Source organism: Streptomyces scabiei 87.22, assembly GCF_000091305.1.
GTDB classification, from domain to species: Bacteria; Actinomycetota; Actinomycetes; order Streptomycetales; family Streptomycetaceae; genus Streptomyces; species Streptomyces scabiei.
On sequence record NC_013929.1, the window covers coordinates 993763 to 1013917 of the forward strand.

16 protein-coding genes and 1 pseudogene are annotated in these 20155 nt (G+C 73.1%); 7 read left to right on the forward strand and 10 right to left on the reverse strand.

Features of this window, described 5'->3' with window-relative positions; translation table 11 throughout:
* Positions 1–3: 3 nt before the first annotated feature.
* Positions 4–483 (forward strand): STAS domain-containing protein, encoded by a 480-nt coding sequence (locus tag SCAB_RS04135; RefSeq protein WP_037726754.1) that lies wholly within the window; start codon positions 4–6, stop codon positions 481–483.
* Between the two features lie 115 nt (positions 484–598).
* A complete protein-coding gene (locus tag SCAB_RS04140; protein WP_037726755.1) occupies positions 599–790 on the forward strand; it encodes a hypothetical protein in 192 nt (63 codons plus the stop codon).
* Between the two features lie 198 nt (positions 791–988).
* Here the strand turns inward: SCAB_RS04140 and SCAB_RS04145 are convergent, their stop codons facing one another.
* A complete protein-coding gene (locus SCAB_RS04145) occupies positions 989–1423 on the reverse strand; it encodes a protease inhibitor (RefSeq protein WP_041668880.1) in 435 nt (144 codons plus the stop codon).
* A 375-nt stretch (positions 1424–1798) separates the two neighbouring features.
* Between SCAB_RS04145 and SCAB_RS44445 the strand changes: the two are divergent.
* Positions 1799–2161 (forward strand): annotated as a pseudogene (locus SCAB_RS44445) (SDR family NAD(P)-dependent oxidoreductase); the annotation flags it as partial.
* A 257-nt stretch (positions 2162–2418) separates the two neighbouring features.
* Here the strand turns inward: SCAB_RS44445 and SCAB_RS04150 are convergent.
* Positions 2419–3153, reverse strand: coding sequence for a dienelactone hydrolase family protein (locus SCAB_RS04150; protein WP_012998795.1), 735 nt, complete (start codon positions 3151–3153; stop codon positions 2419–2421).
* A 398-nt stretch (positions 3154–3551) separates the two neighbouring features.
* Between SCAB_RS04150 and SCAB_RS04155 the strand changes: the two genes are divergently transcribed.
* On the forward strand, positions 3552–4721 hold the full coding sequence (locus SCAB_RS04155; RefSeq protein ID WP_041668881.1) for a lactate 2-monooxygenase: 1170 nt from the start codon (positions 3552–3554) through the stop codon (positions 4719–4721).
* Positions 4722–4830: 109 nt separating this feature from the next.
* On the opposite strand, the gene SCAB_RS04160 is transcribed toward SCAB_RS04155, so the two are convergent.
* The 4 genes from SCAB_RS04160 to SCAB_RS04175 form a co-directional block, all read right to left on the reverse strand.
* The gene (locus SCAB_RS04160) at positions 4831–6681 is read right to left on the reverse strand and encodes an RICIN domain-containing protein (RefSeq protein WP_012998797.1); all 1851 of its coding nucleotides are present in this window, start codon (positions 6679–6681) and stop codon (positions 4831–4833) included.
* A 558-nt stretch (positions 6682–7239) separates the two neighbouring features.
* Positions 7240–7617 (reverse strand): hypothetical protein, encoded by a 378-nt coding sequence (locus tag SCAB_RS04165; RefSeq protein WP_012998798.1) that lies wholly within the window; start codon positions 7615–7617, stop codon positions 7240–7242.
* Positions 7618–7620: 3 nt separating this feature from the next.
* Positions 7621–7866, reverse strand: a complete 246-nt coding sequence (locus SCAB_RS04170; RefSeq protein WP_037726766.1) for a hypothetical protein — start codon at positions 7864–7866, stop codon at positions 7621–7623.
* 159 nt (positions 7867–8025) lie between these two features.
* Positions 8026–10269 (reverse strand): glycoside hydrolase family 9 protein, encoded by a 2244-nt coding sequence (locus SCAB_RS04175; RefSeq protein WP_012998800.1) that lies wholly within the window; start codon positions 10267–10269, stop codon positions 8026–8028.
* A 927-nt stretch (positions 10270–11196) separates the two neighbouring features.
* Between SCAB_RS04175 and SCAB_RS04180 the strand changes: the two genes are divergently transcribed.
* Both SCAB_RS04180 and SCAB_RS04185 read left to right on the forward strand, forming a co-directional pair.
* On the forward strand, positions 11197–13611 hold the full coding sequence (locus SCAB_RS04180; protein ID WP_012998801.1) for a SpoIIE family protein phosphatase: 2415 nt from the start codon (positions 11197–11199) through the stop codon (positions 13609–13611).
* Between the two features lie 119 nt (positions 13612–13730).
* Positions 13731–14990, forward strand: coding sequence for an SLC13 family permease (locus SCAB_RS04185; RefSeq protein WP_012998802.1), 1260 nt, complete (start codon positions 13731–13733; stop codon positions 14988–14990).
* A gap of 25 nt (positions 14991–15015) precedes the next feature.
* On the opposite strand, the gene SCAB_RS04190 is transcribed toward SCAB_RS04185, so the two are convergent.
* The gene (locus tag SCAB_RS04190) at positions 15016–15918 is read right to left on the reverse strand and encodes a helix-turn-helix domain-containing protein (RefSeq protein WP_231884893.1); all 903 of its coding nucleotides are present in this window, start codon (positions 15916–15918) and stop codon (positions 15016–15018) included.
* A 90-nt stretch (positions 15919–16008) separates the two neighbouring features.
* Here SCAB_RS04190 and SCAB_RS04195 point away from each other — a divergent pair, with 90 nt between their 5' ends.
* On the forward strand, positions 16009–16803 hold the full coding sequence (locus SCAB_RS04195; protein ID WP_012998804.1) for a phytanoyl-CoA dioxygenase family protein: 795 nt from the start codon (positions 16009–16011) through the stop codon (positions 16801–16803).
* A 19-nt stretch (positions 16804–16822) separates the two neighbouring features.
* On the opposite strand, the gene SCAB_RS04200 is transcribed toward SCAB_RS04195, so the two are convergent.
* The 3 genes from SCAB_RS04200 to SCAB_RS04210 form a co-directional block, all read right to left on the reverse strand.
* Complete coding sequence (locus SCAB_RS04200; protein WP_012998805.1) at positions 16823–17488, reverse strand: response regulator transcription factor; 666 nt, start codon at positions 17486–17488, stop codon at positions 16823–16825.
* Positions 17485–18690, reverse strand: coding sequence for a sensor histidine kinase (locus tag SCAB_RS04205; RefSeq protein ID WP_231884894.1), 1206 nt, complete (start codon positions 18688–18690; stop codon positions 17485–17487). Before SCAB_RS04205 ends, SCAB_RS04200 begins: the two co-directional genes overlap by 4 nt.
* 106 nt (positions 18691–18796) lie before the next feature.
* Positions 18797–19945, reverse strand: a complete 1149-nt coding sequence (locus SCAB_RS04210; protein ID WP_012998807.1) for an ABC transporter substrate-binding protein — start codon at positions 19943–19945, stop codon at positions 18797–18799.
* Between the last annotated feature and the right edge of the window lie 210 nt (positions 19946–20155).

Below are 20155 nucleotides of genomic sequence, written 5' to 3' on the forward strand. Positions count from 1 at the left end.
GCCATGACTCCGGATGCCCATGACCGTGCCGCTCCTCGGCCCGGGGACACGGCCGCCGGGACCGGGCCCCGGCCCGGTCCCCTCCCCGGTCGGGCGGCGCACTCCGCCCCTCCTCCCGCGAACCGGTACGCGCACACCCGTCGGACCGGCCCGTACACCGTCGTCGTGGTCGCGGGCGAGATCGACGTGGCGTCGGCGGAGCTGCTGGCGGAGCACCTGACGGCCGCGGTCGGCGGGCCCGGCGCACCGGACGTGCTCGTCGACCTGCGCGAGGTCGCCTTCCTCGACTGCTCGGGACTGCGCGTGCTGTGCCGGGCCGAGGCCGCCGCCAGGGCGGGCGGCGGGCGGCTCCGGCTCGTCTGCGACCAGCCCCGGATGCACCGCCTGCTGCGCGCAGCCCGGCTACTGGGCCGCTTCCCACCGCTCGCGGACCTTCCGTCCGCTCCCCCCGGGGCGCCGCCGCGAGGACCAGGTCTCAAGTAGCAGTTCAATGAAACGATTGAAGGACGGAGGCGGGCGCTCGCTCCGCGCCGGGGCATGCCGGCACGGAATCCGAACGGCCCGGAGACCGAGCGAGACGGAAGTGGGGACAGGCGAAGTGAAGTTTCTTCTCGAAATCGACCTGGACGGTACGGACTGGGACGAGGGCACCACCGTCCAGGAACTGGAGCGCATCCTGCGCTACTGGGGCGGCAACCTGCGGCACTGCGAGATAGGACCGGGTGACGGCCAGCCCCTGTACGACTCCGGGCACCAGGAGGTCGGACGCTGGAGCATCACTCCCGGGTGACCGGCCGTCAGCTCCCCGGCGGATGATGCCGGGGGCCGGCCGCGGCCCCACTCCGCTTCGGCCGGCCCCCGGGCGGGATCACGTGGCACACCGCGACAGGGCTCGCGCTCCCCAGCCACGGGCCCTCGCTCATCACTCGCGGAACCACACGACCCCGGTCTGTCGGCCGCGCGAGGCGGCCTCGTTCGCGCGGGACGCTCAGAAGGCGTACAGGACGCTCGCCGCGGCGTCCTTCAGGCAGGAGTTGGCGAAGACGCGCTCGTACGCGACGCGCTTGCCCTGCCAGACGCCGTCCACGGTGACGACCACCGGGTCGTACCGCTTGTTGCACATCGCTCCGGTGTTGCCCGCGAGGGCCTCGAAGTCCCCGCCGCTGCGGCGGAGTTCGGCGCAGGCGTCGACGGGCGCGGGGTGCGTGCCGGCGGCCTTGGGCGCGCAGGTCAGGGTGACCGCGCGCTCGGGGGTGACGGTCGCGGCGGCCTCGCCGTGACCCGTGGTCAGCACCAGGGCCGAGGGGGCGTAGAGGCCGGCCGCGGCGGGCTCGGGGGCGGCGAGCGCGGTGCCCGTGAGGGGACCGCAGACGGCGGTGACCGTCAGGGTGAGAGTCGCTGCCCAACGCGCGGTCTTCCGCATGGTGTGCATCCTTCCGCTCTGCAGGATTTCCCGGGCGGCCCCGCCACATCTGTCGTGTGGACGGAGTCGGCCCGGCGGGTGCCGGATCGGCGAGCGCGAGTCTGCCGGGTCCAGGGCGGGAACACACATCGACCCCATGCGTTTCAGTAACTTTGAGTATTGAATCAGTGGCTCGAAGTTACGGAACCCGACCATGAGAACCCCGATTCTGAGCGGCTCCCGATCGCCCCATGATCATGAATGGCCGGATCTGCACGGCTGCGCAATAGGCCTGAAACATTCCGCTTCCCCTCGCGACAACCGCCCGAACGGCCCTCTCAGGGTCCGCTCGCTCGCCTTGCCCTGGAGCGCAGTTCAGCACCTGGCGTCCGCGTCATGACGACAATCCAGCACAAGATCGGATCGGGCTTCGGCGCCCGCAGCACCGCTGACGAGGTCCTGAGCGGGATCGACCTGTCCGGCAGCACCGCGATCGTCACCGGCGGCTACTCGGGCCTCGGTCCGGAGACGACCCGCGCACTGGCTGCTGCCGGAGCCCATGTCATCGTCCCCGCGCGGCGACGGGCGGCCGCGCAGAAGGCGGTCAGGGGCATCGACGGTGCGGAGACCGACGACCTCGACCTGTCCGCCCTCGACAGCGTCCGGGGCTTCGCCGACCGTTTCCTGGCCACGGGCCGCACGATCGACACAGTGATCAACAACGCCGGGGTCATGGCCTGCCCCGAGACGCGGGTCGGGCGGCGTGTACTGCGAGGACTGCGACATCGCCGAGCAGGCAGCCGAAGGAACGGAAGGGGGCGTGCACGCACACGCGACCGACCCCGAACAGGCTGCGCGCCTGTGGGCACTGTCGGCCGAGCTCACGGGCGTCGACGCGTTCAGGGCGGCAGCCTGCAGCCGGAGGCTTCGGACACACGTCAACCCTCGTCACTCCGGCTCAGGCAGCCTCCGAAAGGAACTGCACCCGATTCAGGTTCGGTTCCGAGCCCGGAGCCTCAGCTGTTGCCCAAGGTGCGGTCCAGGAGAGGGAGCAGTCGGTCCCAGTGACGCTTCAGTCCGGAGGCGTCGAAAGCGTCGGTGTCGGACATGGTGAAGCCGTGGACGGTGCCGGGGTAGATCTCGGAGGTGTAGCCGACACCTGCGGCGTCCAGGGCCTGGTTGAGCTCGCCGAGAGCCTCAGGTGTCATGTCGCCTTCGGCGTGGCCGAGGTGGACCTGGGCGGTGAGCCTGGAGAAGAGGTCGGGCCCATCGACGCCCACGGGGCCGTGGAACGCGGCGACAGCTGCGATCCGGCCGGGGTGGGCCGCGGCGGTGCGCATCGCCAGGAGGCCGCCTATGCAGTAGCCGGTCACCGCGACCGGACCGTCGCCGACCTCGGGCTGGACGGCGAGGAACCGGAGATAGGCGTCGGCGTCGCTCAGCGCACGTTCGGCGGTGTGTGCCTCGATCAAGGGCATCAGCCGGGCGAAGATCGCGGGCCGGGCCTCTTCTCCGATGTGCGCGGGAAGCTCGACCACCGGTACCGGGCCGTGCCGGTAGAAGAGGTGGGGGACGAGTACGTAGTACCCGTGCCCCGCCAGTTCGCGGGCCATCTCCCGCAGCACGGGCCGGATGCCGAAGCCGTCCGCGTACATCAGTACCCCCGGGTGCTGATCGCCGCGCTCCGGGAAGGCGGCGAACGCCTCGGCTCGCCCGTCCGCGGTGGGAATCTGCAACGTCTTGGTGGGCACAATTCTCCTGTCGTGGTTGATGTGTCAGGTTGTGATCAACACGACGGAGGCGGAGCCCGCGCGGCAGCGCAAGATCCTCGATGGAGCAGCGGGCCCGCACCGGCCCGTACGGCGCTCAGAAGAGCACCGGGTCACCAATCCGTGTGTGGCGCAATGCCGTCCCGGTGGTCATCCCCACAACGTAGTCCACAACCCCGGCCATCCACTACGACAACATGACTACGCCGAGCGCGGAGCGCGACGGTCGTCCCGCTCCGCGCTCGCAGAAACGAACAGCTCCGGCAGACCGCGCACACGAACCGCCCCGGAGCATGCGCGATGCTGGACGGCTCCCCCACGACTCGTCAGGATCGTCGGCGACGCGGGGCGTTCTCGACGGCGAGGGGCAGGGCGGACGGATGGCGAAGCACTGGGCGGACTTCCAGTACGAGATCTATCTGGGCGGGATGGGCGGTGCCGTGCCACGGCTGCCCGCCGACGCGCACCGGCTGGAGGAGCTGGCCGAGCACCGGCTCGGCGCGGGATCGGTCGGCTACGTGGCGGGCAGCGCGGGCGACGGCAGCACGGCCCGCGCCAACCGGGCGGCGCTGGAGCGGCGGCGGATCGTGCCCCGGCTGCTGCGGGACGTGAGCGAACGCGATCTGTCCGTCGAGGTGCTGGGCCGCGCGCTGCCCGCGCCGCTGGCCCTGGCCCCGGTCGGCGTGCTGTCGATCGTGCACCCGGAGGCGGAGACGGCGGCCGCGCGGGCCGCCGCCGCGCAGGGCGTGCCCTACATCCTGTCCTCGGCGTCCAGCACGCCCCTGGAGCGGGTGGCGGAGGTGATGGGCGACGCGGAGCGCTGGTTCCAGCTGTACTGGGCGAAGGACCGCGAGGTCACCCGGAGCTTCCTGGACCGGGCGAGGGCCTCGGGGTACTCCGTGCTCGTGGTCACCCTGGACACGCCGCTGCTCGGCTGGCGGCCGCGTGATCTGGAGCGGGCGTATCTGCCGTTCCTGCACGGGGTCGGCACCGCCAACTACTTCTCCGACCCGGCGTTCCTGGCGGGTCTCGCCCAACCGGTCCACGAGGACCCGAACGCGGCGGTGCTGCACTTCGCGGGCATGTTCGGGGACCCCGGCAAGACGTGGCCCGACCTGGCGTTCCTGCGCGAGCACTGGGACGGGCCGATCGTGCTGAAGGGCGTACTGCACCCCGACGACGCCCGGCTCGCCGCGGATGCCGGGATGGACGGGGTCGTCGTGTCCAATCACGGGGGCCGGCAGGTGGCGGGCGGGATCGGGGCGGCGGACGCGCTGCCGGGTGTGGCCCGGGCGGTCGGCGACCGTCTGACCGTCCTCTTCGACAGCGGCGTCCGCAGCGGTGACGACGTCTTCAAGGCGCTGGCCCTCGGGGCGCGGGCCGTGCTCCTCGGGCGCCCCTATGTCTACGGTCTCGCCCTCGACGGACAGCCCGGGGTGGAACACGTCATCCGGTGCCTGCTCGCCGAGTTCGACCTCACCCTCGCTCTGTCCGGGCACCGCACGCCGGCCTCGGTCGGCCCGGAGAGTCTCGTCGGCGAGGGCATCTGACCCGGCGGGGGCACCCGACCTCGCGCGGACTGCCGCCCCGGCGCGGACGCCCGACCCGGCAGACTCCGCGCGCGGTCCTCGCGCCCCCGCGCCCGAGGACCGCCCCGGCTCACAACCCGAGCCCGCTGAGGAGGTGCGGGATGTCGACGGTCGTCAGGGGACGCACCGGGCCGGTGCCGGGGCCGGGCTCCGTGCCGGGGTCGTTCTCCGTCGTGGTGCCGTCGGCCACCGACCTGATCGAGCCGTTCTGTTCGGCCTCGGCCCCGGGTGGCGCGCCGGCCTCCGGCGAGCCTGAGTCGCCCGGTCCCGGAGACGGGGAGGTGCGGGCCTCCGGCCGGCGGGTGACCGGCTCGGTCTCGGGCGTGGGGGCCTCGGAGCCGGAGACGGACAGGGAGTCGGGGCTGGCGGTCACCCCGTCGGTGAGCCAGTGCTGCCGGCCGGAGTGGTCCCGCACCTTGATGACGATGTCGGCCTTGGGCTCGCTGCCGATCGGGGCGACTGCCAGCCCCTCGCCCCAGCGGGGCAGCAACTCGCCCTGCACGGTGAAGTCGTAGCGCACGTCGTCACCGCGCGCGGAGTCCTCGTCCGCGCACTTGCCGAGGACCACGACGCCGGCGTCGACCTGGGAGTCCAGGCACAGCTCGGGGTTGGCGACACTGCGCAGCAGGCCGTCCTCCTCGTAGGACCACTTCTGGGTCCAGCCGGTGTCGCACGCCGCGAGTTCGGTGGCGGCGCCCTTCTGCGCCTTGCCACCCTTGACGTCGAGGCACAGGTCGGCGGCCTGGTTGCGCAGCCGCGTCTGCACGGGCCCCGTGGGCCGTCCGTCCGATGCGGGCGGGGTCGGCGAACCGGTGTCGGTGGTGGTCTCGTTGCCGGTGTCGGGCGCCGTGGCGACGCCCCCGGTGGCGCTGGTGGAGGCGGCGGGATCGGCCGCGCCGCCGTCGTCCGAGAGGAACGCGGCGCCCAGGACGGCCGCGAGCAGCGCGCCCGAGGAGACGCCGACCGTGAGCAGGGCCCGCGGGCTGCGCGCGCCGGAGGTGAGCTTGCGGCGCTGCGCGGGGATCTGGGAGAGCAGGCGGTGCCGGCCGCCGCTCCCGGGACGCCGCGAAGCACCCTTCTCCGGCATACGGCCGGGGCGGGAGTCGAGATAGCGCCGGGCTCCCCAACCGAGTACGGCCTCGGCGATCACACCGCCCAGTCCGCCCTCGAAATGGCTGAGTTGCTCGGCGGCGTATCGGCAGTAACGGCACTCCAGCAGATGCTGCTGGACATCCGGCAGCAGGGCGCCGCCCCGGCGAATGGGCACGTCCAGCAGCCGGTTGTAGAAGCGGCAGTCCTTGGACGGCGCGAGTTCCCGGTGGGCGCGGACACAGCCCTCGCGGAATTTGTCGCGCGCCTGTTCCAGCGTGGCCACCGCGTTGTCGGCGTCGAGCCCCAGCAGACCAGTGGGTATGGTTATCGTTTCGGCTTCTACTTCGGTGTGCCAGAGCAGGCACTGCGCGACCGCCGGGAGGGCCTGGAAAGAACGCTCGACGAGCTTGCGGTTTTCGGGGGTCATGGACTTCGCCGCCCGCATACCGCGCCCGCCCGCGGGCTTGCGCAGGTCGGACAGCACCTGGGAGACGCCCTCTTCCGCGGACCACTCCTTGACGGTGTCGCGCGCGGCCACCAGCAGTCGCGGCCGCAGCGCGACGCCCGACTCGCCCCGCATCAGCCCGTCGAGCACCCGGTGGAAGGCGGTGGCCGTCACCATCGAGGCGACCCCGGACTGGGTGGCGAGACAGATCGCCGCGTAGTCGTACGTGGGCTGCCAGTGCCGTGCCATCAGCAGGGCGACGGGGTCGCCGGTGCCGCCGTCCGGCCAGCCCCTCAGCCGGGAGGCGAGAGTCTCGTCGGACTCTCCGGGTACCGGGCCGGGAGCGGGCGCATATGCGGGGCGGGGAGGGTGGGGGGTGTGCACAGAGCGGGTTTCCTTCCAAGGCACAAGATGGCACACGGAGTTGTGGCCGCCGAAAAGGGCCCTGGATTGGTGCGTACCTTTTTGGCGGGCGCAGGGAAAGCGGCCGGGGACCGGGCCGCGCAACAGCCGTCCGCCGCGGGCCTTTTGGGCCCGTCGGCGACCGGAAAGGCCAAATAGCCTTTCCAGCCGGGCCATTGCCCATGCGCAGGAAGTTCACCCTTGCACAAGTTACTCATGGCTAACAAGGAGCTTGAGCAACATCTGCATCACTAAAAGCAGGTCAGATGACCGGTACGAATGCTTCCGCTTCGCAGAACGAAGCCTTCCGGTTCCTGAAAATTCAAGGACCCGAGCGCCCCGTGTGAACCGTGCGCACGCCCCGACGCCACGCGCACGCTCCCGCGGGGCCGGGGTGCGCTGTTGAATCGAGGCGGCCACCTCGGAAGGCCCCGCGCGGAACGGCGGCTCTCCCGCGCGAAACGGCCGCCGGCCCTGCTCCTCCCGCCCTCGGCCGGCGGCCCCGGAGGCGGCGTCCACGCGACGGCCGGCCCGGCGCGCTCAGATCTGCCAGGACCGCAGCCGGTCCGCCGCCCCGTAGACGTCCGTCGCCCCGGAGAGCAGATCGCGCGCGAGGTCCACCAGGGTCCCGTACGGCGGGTCGATGCCGGCGCCGCTGACGAACATGTACGCCACGGCCGTCGCGCAGGCGAAGCGGGCGTTGGCGGCCGGCAGCGGCTTGAGCAGGGCGAGCGTGTGCAGCAGCGCCGCGGCTCGCCAGGCGGGGTCGGAGTCGACACCCAGCCGGGGCGGATCGACGCGGTGCCGTGCCACGGCGGCGACGAGCGCGGAGAAGTCGCTGATGCTGGGCTGCTCGGGCATGACCTCTTCGTGCCGCTGGAGCAGCCAGGGCACGTCGATGTGGATGACGGAGGCCATCGGTCAGACGGCCCGCCCTCGCATCGGCGCGGCGGGTTCGTCGTCCGGGAAGGCGGCCGCGAACTCGTCGGCGTGGTCGGTGAAGAACTGGCGGAAGGTCTCCGCCCCCTCCTTGAGCGCCCGGTGCCGCACGATGTCGGCCGCTGCCGCCGCCCGCACGAGCGCCTTCATCGACGTACCGCGCTCCTTGGCTATCTGCCGCAGGTCCTCGAGCTCGCGGTCGCTGAACTCCACATTCAGAGCTGGCATGCGCCCACGGTACCGCGAGGGTACTCGACCGTAAATAGTGGCAGGTCACAGGGCATGACCTGCGGTACCGACGCCGTGCGGCCGACGCCCCGGAAGGGCGCCGGCCGCACGGTGGTGACCGGTCGGCCGGTCGGCCGGTCACCCGGCCGACCGGACGCGTCAGGTCTGGTCGGCGACGAACGACGCCATACGGGCCAGCGCCGCGTTCCAGTTGATCGTGTGTTCGTTGGTCGACCAGGACTGGATGTCGTCGATGTAGCAGAACTGACCGACACAGCCCTGGAGTTTGCTCTGTGCGTAGGGGTCCTGGATGCCCGAGTTCGCGCCGCCCGCGAGGGTGCCGGCCGGCGGGCTGGGCTGGTTCGGGTCGAGCTGGTGGGCGTACCAGCGGCTGTGCTGGTTGTGGGCCGCGACCTCGCCGTAGCCGGTGACATAGGAGATGTTGAGGGCGTTGCGGCCGAAGAGGTAGTCCATGCTCTGCAGCGCGCCCTCGCGGTACTTCGAGGCTCCGGTGATGTCGTACGCCGTCGCGACGACGACCGCGTTGTTGAGGATCTGGTGGTTGGAACCCCAGTCGTAGACACTGCCGTCGGGCGCGTACGGCATGCCGTAGGGCTGGGCCTTCAGGGCGGCCAGGTAGCGGTCGGCGCCCTCGACGACGGACTTGCGGACCTTGTCACGGCCGGGGAGCTTGTTCGGCACCGTCGCGAGGTCGAGGCGTCCGGCGGCGGCCGTGCGGGCCCAGTCGAAGCCGACGGGGCCGAAGATGTCGGCGGTGTGCACCGGCGAGGCGAGGACGTACTCCCGGAACGCCTTCTCACCGGTGGTCAGGTACAACTGGGACGCGGCCCAGTAGAACTCGTCGGTGACGTTGCCGTCGGCGTAGGTGCCGCCGCCGACGCCGTCGCTCTCGGAGGCGTACATCGCGGGGTGCTCGACCGCGGCCGCCCAGGCGGTGCGGGCCGCGGCGAGGGCCTTGGCGGCGAAGGCGCGGTCGTAGGGGCGGTAGAGGCGGGCCGCCTGGGCGGCGGTGGCCGCCAGATTCAGGGTCGCCGCGGTGCTCGGCGGGTGCAGTTCGCGCTTCTGCGGGTCGGCGGCGGGCATCAGGGGCAGACCGGTCCACTGCTCGTCGTGGATCTTGTGGTGGGCCATGCCGGCGAGCGGCCGGCCCTTCGGCACCTGCATCCTGAGCAGGAAGTCCAGCTCCCAGCGGACCTCGTCCAGCAGGTCGGGCACCTTGTTGCCGCTCTCGGGGATGTCCAGCGAGCCGTCGCCGAGTCGGCCGGCCTTGCCGGTTCGGGCGTGGAGCGCGCGCTCGTAGGTGCTCAGCACCTCCCAGGTGGAGATACCGCCGTTGACGACGTACTTGCCGTGGTCGCCGGCGTCGTACCAGCCGCCGGTGACATCGAGGCGGTAGTCGCAGACACCGGGCTGGCAGGGCACGTTGCCGTCACCCTGGTTGGGCGCGACGTCGACGTGGCCCGCCGCGCGGCCGTAGCCGGGGCGCAGTGCGTCGCTGATCGGGGTACCGCTGCGCTGGGTGTAGTAGTACTTCAGCGAGTCGAGGCGGAGGCGCTCGTAGGCGCGCGGGTCGATGTCGAAGGGGCGGCTGGTCTCGCCGTCGACGACCAGCGTGAAGGCGGTGCCGCGCTTGCGGTACGCGCCGAAGTCGATGGAGTGGACCTTCTGCCCGGAGGAGGCGTCGAGGCCGCGGGGTGCGGTCCGCCCGTGGGCGACGACGGCGCCCGACGCGTTCTTCAGCTTCCAGGGCAGCTTCGCCGTCGCGTCGGTGACCAGGGTGGCGTTCTTCGGCCCGGCGGGCAGATAGGCGACCTGGTTGACGCGGACCCGGGGCCCGGTGTCGGGCTCGTACACCTCCGGCGGCACGCCGCCGAGCAGCGACACGTCGTCCATGCAGAAGGTGAACGGGTTCGCGTTGCCGCCGACCTGGAAGCCGACCTGGGCCTGTGCGGTGTCGACGGGCGAGGTGAAGGTGTAGGTGTACGAGTCGCCCGAGACGTTCAGCTGGGGGCTCACCTCGAAGTAGGTGTCGTACGGGTCCACCGACAGGCCGACGATCGCCCGCAGGACGTTGCCCTGGGGTGAGCCGGACGCGGAGAAGCGGAACCGGTACGACTCGCCCTTGACGAGGGTGATGTCGTTCTGGCCGACGGCCGCGTCCCAGCGGTTGGCGGTGCCGCCGGGGATGTCGGCGCACAGCCGTCCGTCGGTGAGACCGGCGGTGACGTTGCCGGTCGTCCACCAAGGGGCGGTGGTGGTGTCGAAGGTGCCGTTCTTGACCTGTTCGACCTCATCGGCCTGGGCCGAGCCGCCGGGCAGCGCGGTGAGCGCGGCCGCGAGGAGGGCCGTGAGGGCGAGAAGGCTGGTTCTGCGGCGTTTCACGTCTGGGCTCCTCGGTGGGAGGTGGGGGCGCACAGCGGTGACGGACGAACGGTGGCGCAGCGGGACGACTTGAAAGTGGGAGCGCTCCCAATTGCGGACCTTGGCCATGCTGTTAGAGACATGACAGCTCGTCAACGGTCCGGACGGGACCGATTTCCCCGCCCCTCCCCGTCCGGCCCCGGCGACGCGCCCCGACACGGGCCCGCCCGCATCCACGGCGAACGAGACCTCGCCCCGGTCGACGGCCGCCAGGGCATGCCCCTGCCGGTCACGGGCAGTGGGCGCCCACTGCCCCGGCCGACAGGGGACTGCCCCCCTGGGCGAGCCGGTCGCGCCGCCGCCGGGGCGCCGGACCACGCGGCCGGCCACGACAAGGGGCGGCCGGCAGCCGAGACCGCCGAGCGGGCCCAGCCGGAACGACCGCCCAGGGCCGGGCCGAGCCCTGCCTCGTGGCCGACGAAGCGGTTCGCGCCGCCACACAGAGCGCCCGACCCGCGCCCGCCCACGACAAGGAGCGCCGGTTGCCGCGGCAGCCGAGAAGTCCGGTCCGGGCAGCCGCCGGGGCACAGTCGGAACCACCGCCTCACGGGCGGCGGTCGCGAGGTCCGCCCTCTGGGGGCCCCCGCGCCCCGGCGCGACCGCCGGCCCCCGCCCCGGCGGGACCAACGCGCGGGGCGCCGACCTGCGGGGCACGCGCGGGGCGCCGGTCGCCGTACGCATCCGGACGGCGGCGGGGCCGGCGGCTCGTGGTCCGTCACCGCCACCACCGTCCGCGCCTCACGGCTCCTGAGAACCCCGGCCCCCTCGGCGAACACCGGTACGGGAGACCGCACAAGGATGCGGTTTCCCATCCGCTTTCCCCGCGGAGCACATAGGCTGGATTTCACCCGTAAGCCCGTTCGGTCCGGCGGAATGGAACTCGCGACGATGAGGAGCCGCAAGGTAACGCACGGTGACGCCCCTGCGTATGCCCTGGACGGTGCCGCCACGGCGCGGGCGGCCATGGACGGCGAAGGCACGATCGTCGAGTGGAACGAGGGCGCGCGACGCCTCCTCGGCTGGCCCGCGGCGGACGTCGTGGGGCGCCCCGCCGAGGAGCTGCTGGCTGCGGGCGACGCCTTCCTCCCACCCCCGCCGGGCAGCCGCAACTGGAGCGGAACGCTCACCCTGCGTCACCGTGACGGCCGTACGGTGACCGCGTGGCTGCTCGCCCACCAGCAGCGCGCGACGAACGGCGACGGTGACGGCAACTGGCTGGTTCTCTGCCCGCTGGACGATCCCGGCCCGCTGGGGCGGGACGACCCGCTCGCGGCGGCCGTCATGTTCCAGTCGCCGTGCGCCATGGCCGTCTTCGACGACCGGCTCCGGCTGCGCGGCATCAACGACGTCATGGCCGACGCCGTGGGCATGCCCGAGGACAACCTCCGGGGCCTGCACATGTCCGAGATCATCGGCGGCCGGCAGGGCGAGAAGCTGGAGGAGCACCTGCGCGAGGTGCTCGCGCTCGGCCGGCGCAAGGACGTGCAGACGTTCCTGCGGGCCGCCGACGAGCAGCGCGCCCACGCCTGGTCGGCCGCCATCGCACCGCTCCTGGACGAGTCCGGCGCGCCGATCGGGGTCTGTGTCACCGGGCACGACATCACCGAGCAGTACCTGGCGCGGCAGCGGCTGCAGCTGGTGAACGAGGCGAGCATCCGCATCGGCACCACCCTCGACGTGACGCGCACCGCCCAGGAGCTGGCCGACGTGTGCGTTCCCGTACTCGCCGACTTCGTCAGCGTCGACCTCATGCAGTCCCTCGACCACGGCGACGAACCGCACGAGGGCCCGCTCTCCGCCCCCTTCACGCTCCGCCGTGCCGCCCACCAGTCGATCACCCCCGGCTGCCCCGAGGCGGTGGTCGAGGTGGGACGCACGGATGTCTACCCCGCCACCTCCCCCCAGGCGGCCTCGCTCTCCGTCGGCCACACGATCGTGGCGGCGGACCCGACGAACACCCTGTCGGACTGGCTCGCCTGGGACCCGCTGCGCAGCGCGCGGGTCAAGGAACTGGGGGTCCACACCACCATGTCGGTGCCCATCCGGGCCCGCGGCACGACCCTGGGCGTCGCCGTCCTGACCCGCTTCACGCGGCTGGACCCGTACACCGCCGACGACGAACTGCTCGCCGAGGAGGTGACCGCCCGGGCCGCCGTCTGCATCGACAACGCCCGCCGCTACTCCCGGGAACGCGAGACCGCCCTCGCCCTCCAGCGCAGCCTCCTCCCGCAGACCCTGCCCCGGATGCCCGCCCTGGAGGCGGCGTCCCGGTATCTCCCGGCGGCGCAGGCCGGGGTCGGCGGCGACTGGTTCGACGTGATCCCCCTGTCCGGGATGCGGGTCGCCATGGTCGTCGGCGACGTCGTCGGGCACGGCGTGCAGGCGTCCGCCACCATGGGCCGGCTGCGCACCGCCGTGCGCACCCTCGCCGACGTCGATCTCGCCCCCGACGAACTGCTCACCCACCTCGACGACCTCGTCGTACGGCTCTCCGCGGAGGCCGGCAGCGAGGGGGTGACCGGTGAGGTGGGCGCCACCTGTCTGTACGCCGTGTACGACCCGGTGACCCGCCGCTGCACCTTCGCCCGCGCCGGGCACCCGCCGCCCGTCGTGCTGGACCCGGACGGCCGGCCGATGGAGGTGGAAGTGCCGTCGGGACAGCCCCTGGGCCTCGGCGGACTGCCTTTCGAGTCCGCCGAACTCGAACTGCCCGAGGGCACCGTCATCGCCCTCTACACCGACGGTCTGATCGAGACCCGCGACCGGGACATCGACGCGGGTCAGGAACTGCTGGCCGAGGCGCTCTCCGGCCGTACGGGTTCGCTGGACGACATCTGCCAGGGCGTGGTGCACTCCCTGCTGCCCGCGAACGGCGCCCCCGACGACGTGGCCCTGCTGCTGGCCCGGACGCGCGGACTGCAGGCCGCCCAGGTCGCCACCTGGCCGATACCCGCCGACCCCGCGTTCGTCGCCCGCACCCGCCAGTACGTGCTGACGCAGATGGCGCTGTGGGGCATCAGCGAGTCGGCGTTCACGGCGGAGCTGGTGGTGAGCGAGCTGGTCACCAACGCCATCCGGCACGGCGTCCCGCCGATCCAGCTGCGTCTGATCCACGACGACACCACCCTGATCTGCGAGGTGTCGGACGGCAGCGGCACCGCCCCGCACCTGCGCCGCGCCAAGACGTTCGACGAGGGCGGACGCGGCCTGCTGCTGGTGGCCCAGCTGACCCAGCGCTGGGGCAGCCGGCACACCGAGGACGGCAAGACGATCTGGGCGGAGCTGACCCTCTCCGAGGAGTGAGGCGGGCGCACCGCACCACGTGAGAAGGACCTCACCGCAGGTCGGCGGCCCCTTTCACCGGGCCCCGCGGATGTAGGGTTCTCAGGTCTGAGCGCCGCTTACCGCCCGAAAGCCCTGCCGTGAACACCGCCCTCGCCGAGGTTCTGTCCGTCGTCCTGCTCGTCGTCGTCCTCGGCTGCGCGGTCGCCCGCCCGTTCGGACTGCCGGAGGCCGTGGTCGCCGTCCCGGCCGCGGGCATCGCCGTCGCCGCGGGCGCCGTCTCCCTGGACCACGCCCGCGCCGAGGCCGAACTGCTGGGCCCGGTGCTCGGCTTCCTGGCCGCCGTGCTCGTGCTGGCCAAGCTCTGCGACGACGAGGGGCTCTTCCAGGCGTGCGGGGCGTGGATGGCGCGGGCCTCGGCGGGCAGTCCCCGGCGGCTGCTGGGCTCGACGTTCGTGCTGGCCTCCGGCATCACGGCGGTGCTCAGCCTGGACGCCACGGTCGTCCTGCTGACCCCGGTGGTGTTCGCGACGGTCGCCCGGCTCGGCGCCCGCCCCAAGCCGCACGTGTACGCCACCGCGCACCTGTCGAACACGGCCTCGCTGCTGCTGCCCGTCTCCAACCTGACCAACCTGCTGGCGTTCACGGCGAGCGGGCTCACCTTCACCCGGTTCGCGCTGCTGATGGCGGCGCCGTGGGCGGTGGCCGTGGCCGCCGAGTACGTGATCTTCCGGCGGTTCTTCGCGAGTGACCTGGATGCCGTGGCGCCCGCCCCGGAGAAGCCGGTCGAGGCCCCCGAGCTGCCGATGTTCGCGCTGGTCACGGTCCTGTGCACGCTCGCCGGTTTCGTCCTGACGTCCGTGCTCGGGATCGAGCCCGTCTGGGCGGCGCTGGCCGGGGCCGTGGTGCTGGCGGTCCGCGCGCTCGTGCGTCGTACCACCGGCCCGGTCGCGCTGCTGCGGTCCGTCTCGCTGCCCTTCCTGGCGTTCGTGCTGGCGCTCGGCATCGTGGTGCGCGCCGTGGTCGACAACGGCCTCGCCGACGCACTGGGCCGCGTGATGCCGTCCGGCACCGGTCTGCTCGCCCTGCTCGGTGTCGCCGCCCTCGCCGCCGTGCTGTCCAACGTCATCAACAACCTGCCGGCGGTCCTGGTCCTGGTCCCCCTCGCCGCCCCGCTCGGCACGGGCGCCGTCCTCGCGGTGCTGCTGGGTGTCAACATCGGCCCGAACCTCACCTACGCCGGTTCCCTGGCCACCCTGCTCTGGCGCCGCATCGTCCACCAGCACGAGGACGACGTGGACCTCGGCGAGTTCACCCGCCTCGGCCTGCTGACCGTCCCGGCGGCGCTGCTCTCCTCGGTGGTGGCGCTGTGGCTGTCGCTGCTGGTCTTCGGGGGCTGAGCGCGCACCCGGGCGGGGCGGCCCCTCAGCCGTCGTCGTCCCGCAGACCGTGCCGGTACTGCCCCGGCGGCACCCCGTAACGCTCCCGGAACGCCCTGCTGAAGTGGGACGGACTGCCGAACCCGGAGGCCCCGGCCACTCGTTCCACGGGCAGTTCCGTGGCCTCCAGCAGCCGGGCGGCGTGCCGGAGGCGGGCGTGGTGCAGGACCCGCATCGGGGAGTGCCCGAGCTGCTCGGTGAAGAGGTGCGCGAACCGGGACGGGGAGAGGGCCACGGACTCGGCGAGGGACCGGACGGTGTGCGGGGCTCCCGGGTCGGCGGCGATCAGGTCCTCCGCCCGGCGGATCCTCGGGTCCACGCCCGAGGGGCGCGGTTCGGACCGGGCGGCGGTCAGCAGCACCACCTCCTCCAGGGAGCACAGGGCGAGTTCGCGGGCCGCCGTGCCGTGGGCGACGGCGACCTCGGTGGAGGCGCCGCCCGGCGAGATGCCCCCGGCTGCGGGCGGCACGCCCTCGCCGGTCCAGCGGGCGTCGGCGAGCATCCGCCGGAAGGCCGCGTCGGCCCGTACGCGGATGCCGTCGAGGGCCGCCGGGAGGGCGTACAGCCGGTCCCCGGTCTCGTACGGGCGCAGCCAGGCCGTCCAGGACGCCCGCGGCTGGCAGTGCGCCCACCAGAACGCCCAGTGTCCGGCGCCGGGCGCGACCGCGTAGTGCTGGGGCACTCCGGGGCCGAGGACCACCAGGTCGCCGGGGTTCGCCCGGGCCCGTGCCGCGCCCTGCCGCAGCAGTCCCGCACCGCCCGTGGTCCAGGTGAACAGCCAGCTGTCCGCGCCGCGCGGCCGGTTCACCGCGTACGGCGGCATCTGGTCGAACCGGCCGACGATCATCTGGCCCGGGGGCGGTGAGGGATCGGCGGGCACAGCAGTCATGGGCAGGTCGTCAGCATGCACAGACATCCTCCCCCGGGGTGCTCGGACCTAGCGTGGAGCACGATCGGGACGCAGGGAAGGGACACGCGGATGGCAGTCACGGGCAGGACGGAGTTCGAGGAGAACGGCTTCCTGGTGGCGCGGGGGCTGTTCTCGCCGGCAGAGATCGAGGAGGTGTGCGACCGGTTCGAGGCCCTGCGGGCGGGCGGGCCGGTCCCGGGGCACTTCCGGCCCCGGACGCCCGCGGCGGGCCGGCCGGCCGACCCGCTGGACTCGCACCCCCGGGTGATGCACCCGCACCGCATCGACGAGCTGTCGCTGCGGGTGCTGCTGGACGCACGGCTGCGGGAGATCCTCGAAGGGCTGCTGGGGGAAGAGGTCCTGGCCGCGCAGAGCATGTTCTACTTCAAGCCGCCGGGGGCCCGGGGGCAGGCGCTGCACCAGGACAACTTCTATCTGCGGGTCGAACCGGGGACCTGTGTGGCGGCCTGGATCGCCTGCGATGTGATCGACCGCGCCAACGGCGGCCTGGAGGTCGTCCCGGGCACGCACCGCATGGACCTGTTCTGTCCGGAGGAGGCGGACGCGGAGGTCTCCTTCGTCCGGGAGTACGTCCCGCCGCCGCCCGGTCTGGCGGCCGTGCCCGTCGACATGGCCCCGGGCGATGTCCTCTTCTTCAACGGCAGCCTCGTCCACGGCTCCCAGCCCAACCGCACCACCGACCGCTTCCGGCGCTCCTTCATCGGCCATTACGTGGGCCGCTCCACCGAGCGCATCGGCCGGTACTACGACGTGCTGACGATGAGCGGGGCTCCGGTGCCCATGCCGGAGAGTGAGGGAGCGGGCCCGTGCGGGACGGAGTTCGAGCCGGCGGGCGCCCACTGAACCGGGTCCCCGCACCGGCTCAGCCCAGTTCGAGCAGCCCTCGCCGGACCGCCTCCGACACGGTGCTCGCCCGGTTCTCGGTGCCGAGCTTGCGGTAGACGCGGACCAGATGGGTCTTGATCGTGGCCTCGGTGAGGTGGAGGGCGGCGGCGATGGCCCGGTTGCTGCGGCCCAGCGCCAGCAGCCGTACGACCTCGATCTCCCGCTCGCTCAGGGCGGCACCCGGATCGGCCAGGTGACCGGCGAGGTGGCCCGCGGCCTCGGGGGCGAGTCCCATGCCGCCGGCCGCCGCGGCGCGCACCGCCCGGAAGAGTTCCTCGGGCGGGCCGGCCTTGAGGATGTAGCCGCGGGCGCCGGCCTCCATCGCGCGGACGACATCGTTCCGGGTGCCGGCGCCGGTGAGGACGACGACCCGGCTGCCGGGGGCCTCGGCGGTGATCCGCCGGGTCGCGTCCAGGCCGCCGAGCCGGTGGCCGGGGGCCGTGTCGTCGGTCAGGCGCAGGTCCATCAGCACCACGTCGGGGCCGAGCCGCGCGGCGAGCCGTACGGCCTCCTCGCCGTCCCCGGTCTCGCCGACGACGTCGAAGCCGGGCTCACCGGTCAGGAGGGCGCGCAGCCCGGCCCGTACGACCCGGTGGTCGTCGACGATCAGGACGCGCAGCGGGGTGTCGTCGGGGGCGGTCACCGCTCGCCCGCCGGGCCCGCGAGGGCGAGGGCGCCCACGGGAAGGCTGGCGCGGGCCAGGGTGCCGCGGCCGGGTGCGCTGCGGACGGTGAGCGAGCCGCCGAGGGCACCGAGGCGTGCGCGGCCCGCGGGCAGGCCGAGACCCCGGTCGCGCCGTCCCCTGCCGGCCTCCCGTGGCTCGAAGCCCACGCCGTCGTCCCGGACCTCGACGGTGACGGCCGTGTCGTCGCGGTGGTCGAGGGTGACCCAGACGTGCCGGGCGCGGGCGTGTTCGCAGGCGTTGGCCAGCAGGCCCTGGGCGACGCGGAGCAGGGCGGCGGCCCGGTCGCGCGGCAGGTCGCCCGGCTCGCCCGCGGTGCGGAACAGCACCCGTGAAGGTGTGGCCGTGGTGCGGGCGCACAGGGTGCGCAGCGCCGTGGAGAGGTCGTCGTGCTCCAGGGCGGGCGGGGTGAGGTCGCCGATGATGGTGCGGGTCTCGGCGAGGTTGGCGCCGAGGGCGTCGACGACCGTACGGACCTGGGTCCTGGCGAGGTCGGGGCGGCGGTCCCAGTCGCGGTCGGCGGCCTGGAGGAGCATGCGGCTGCCCGCGAGTTCCTGGGCGAGAGTGTCGTGCAGGTCCCGGGCGATCCGCGCGCGCTCGGCGAGCCGACCGGCCTCGCGCTGCCCCCGCGCCAACTCGGCCCGGGTGCACCGCAGTTCGCCGAGCAGCCGCTGCTGGGCGCGGTAGAGCGCGACCGTGACCCAGAGTGCGACGGCCGGCGGGACCACCAGTTCGGGGTGGGGGTTTCCGGAGGCGTGGGCGATCAGCAGGACCAGCAGCACGGTGATGCCGGCGACGGCGACGATCCCCGTACGGCCCGTGAACACCCGCAGGGCGAGGATCGCCAGCGGCAGTGCCAGCCAGGTGTAGGCGGTGGCGACCTCCGGGGGCGTCGCCCAGGAGATCCAGCACCACAGCGCCAGCAGCGAGCCGAGCCACAGCGGGCGGCCCCGTCGCCCCAGCCGGTCCCAGAGGGCGAGCCCGGCCACGTAGCCGGCCGCCAGCGCCATGATGAGCGGGACCAGTTCCCAGCAGGCCGCGGCGTTCCGGTCGACGAGGCCGACCACACCACCGACGACGACGGTGAGGAACAGCGCGTCCGGCAGCCGGCCCGGGGACAGCGGATTGCGGCGTACGAAGGCGGGGACGGCGATGGCGGGCACGGCGGCGATTCCCTCTGCGACGGTCCGGACGGGCACGGGGCCCGCCGAGTGTAGGGCGTGACACGTGTGACCGGGGTAAAGGAATGCGCCGTGCCCGGCGGGGAGTTCACCGTCCGGGGTGCAGCCCCAGGAAGCCCGGCGTGGGGTCGCCCTCGACCTCGCCGAAGTAGAGGGCGAAGGTCTGCTTCCAGCGCTCGACCGCGGCGCGGTCCTCCATGAACCGGGGAAAGCCGTCGAGGTGGGCGTCGCGGTAGGTCCAGACGGGCTTCAGACCGCCGGCGGGGGTGACGTCGGTGCGGACGGACCAGCCGTTGAAGGAGCCCTGCTGGCGCTCGGTGGACAGCGCCCAGTTGAGGTAGAGCTTGGCGGCGGTGGGGTGGGCGGCCTTCCGGAGGATCGCGGCGCGCTGGCCCCAGGCCATGAAGGGGTGTCCGTCGGCCACCCCGAAGCGGGTCGGGGCGGTCGGGGGCGCGGTCAGCGAGCCGGAGCCGCCGACGCCGACGGCCTTCTGCCGGGAGTTGACCGCGACACCGGGGGTGTGCGAACCACGGTTGAACTGCGGCTGCTGGGCGGCGAACTTCGCGATCCAGTCCCACCCGTACGCCTGCTGGTAGAGGGAGAACAGGTAGAGCACCGCGTCGTCGTCGTGCGGGTAGGAGGAGGCGATGGCGTTCTTCCAGCGCGGGTCGGTCAGTTCCTTCGGGGACCTGGGCGCGTTCCCGGCGACGGCGTCGACGCCGTACAGGTAGCTGAAGGCGATGACCTGGATGGCCGTCCACGCGCCCTGCGGGTCGCGGAAGTCCTTGTACAGCTTGGAGAATCCGGCCGGCTTGTAGGGCAGCAGCCTGCCCTGGCTCTTCCAGCGGGTGAAGTCCTGCAGTGTCTGGAGCTGGACGAGGTCGGGGACCAGGGTGCCGGTCGCGAGCTGGTTGTCGACGCGGACGTCGTGGTACTTGCTGTAGTCCACGATCATCTTCAGGTCGATGTCCGGGAAACGGGTGCGGAACGCCTGCGCGGTGAAGTCCTGCTGGCCGGCGGTGTCGCCGCCCGCGTAGATCACGAGCCTGCCGCCCTCGGCGACCGCGTCGCGGTACAGCTCGTCGAGGGAACGGGTCTCCTCGGTGCCCGCCGCCGGGGTACCGGAGCCGGCCGCCGACGCGGTGGCGGCCCGGGCGGTGCCGGCCGCTGCGAGGCCGCCGAGCGCGGCGCCCGCCGAGGTGGTGAGGACGCGTCGCCTGCTGAAACTGCCGACCATGGGGGGAGGTCCTTTCGGGGCTGGGCTCGTACGGCGGTGCCGCTGCGGCGGCACCGCAAGTCTGTGACCGGCGGCCCCGGCCCCGCGTCGTCCGGAAGCCGACGGCCTGTTCAACCGTTCGGTTGAAGGGGCGCCGGGGCGGAAAGGACGCTCTGCACCGGGCGGTCCCGCGCGCAAGACGGCCCTCGCTCTCCCCCGGGCGGCTCCTCG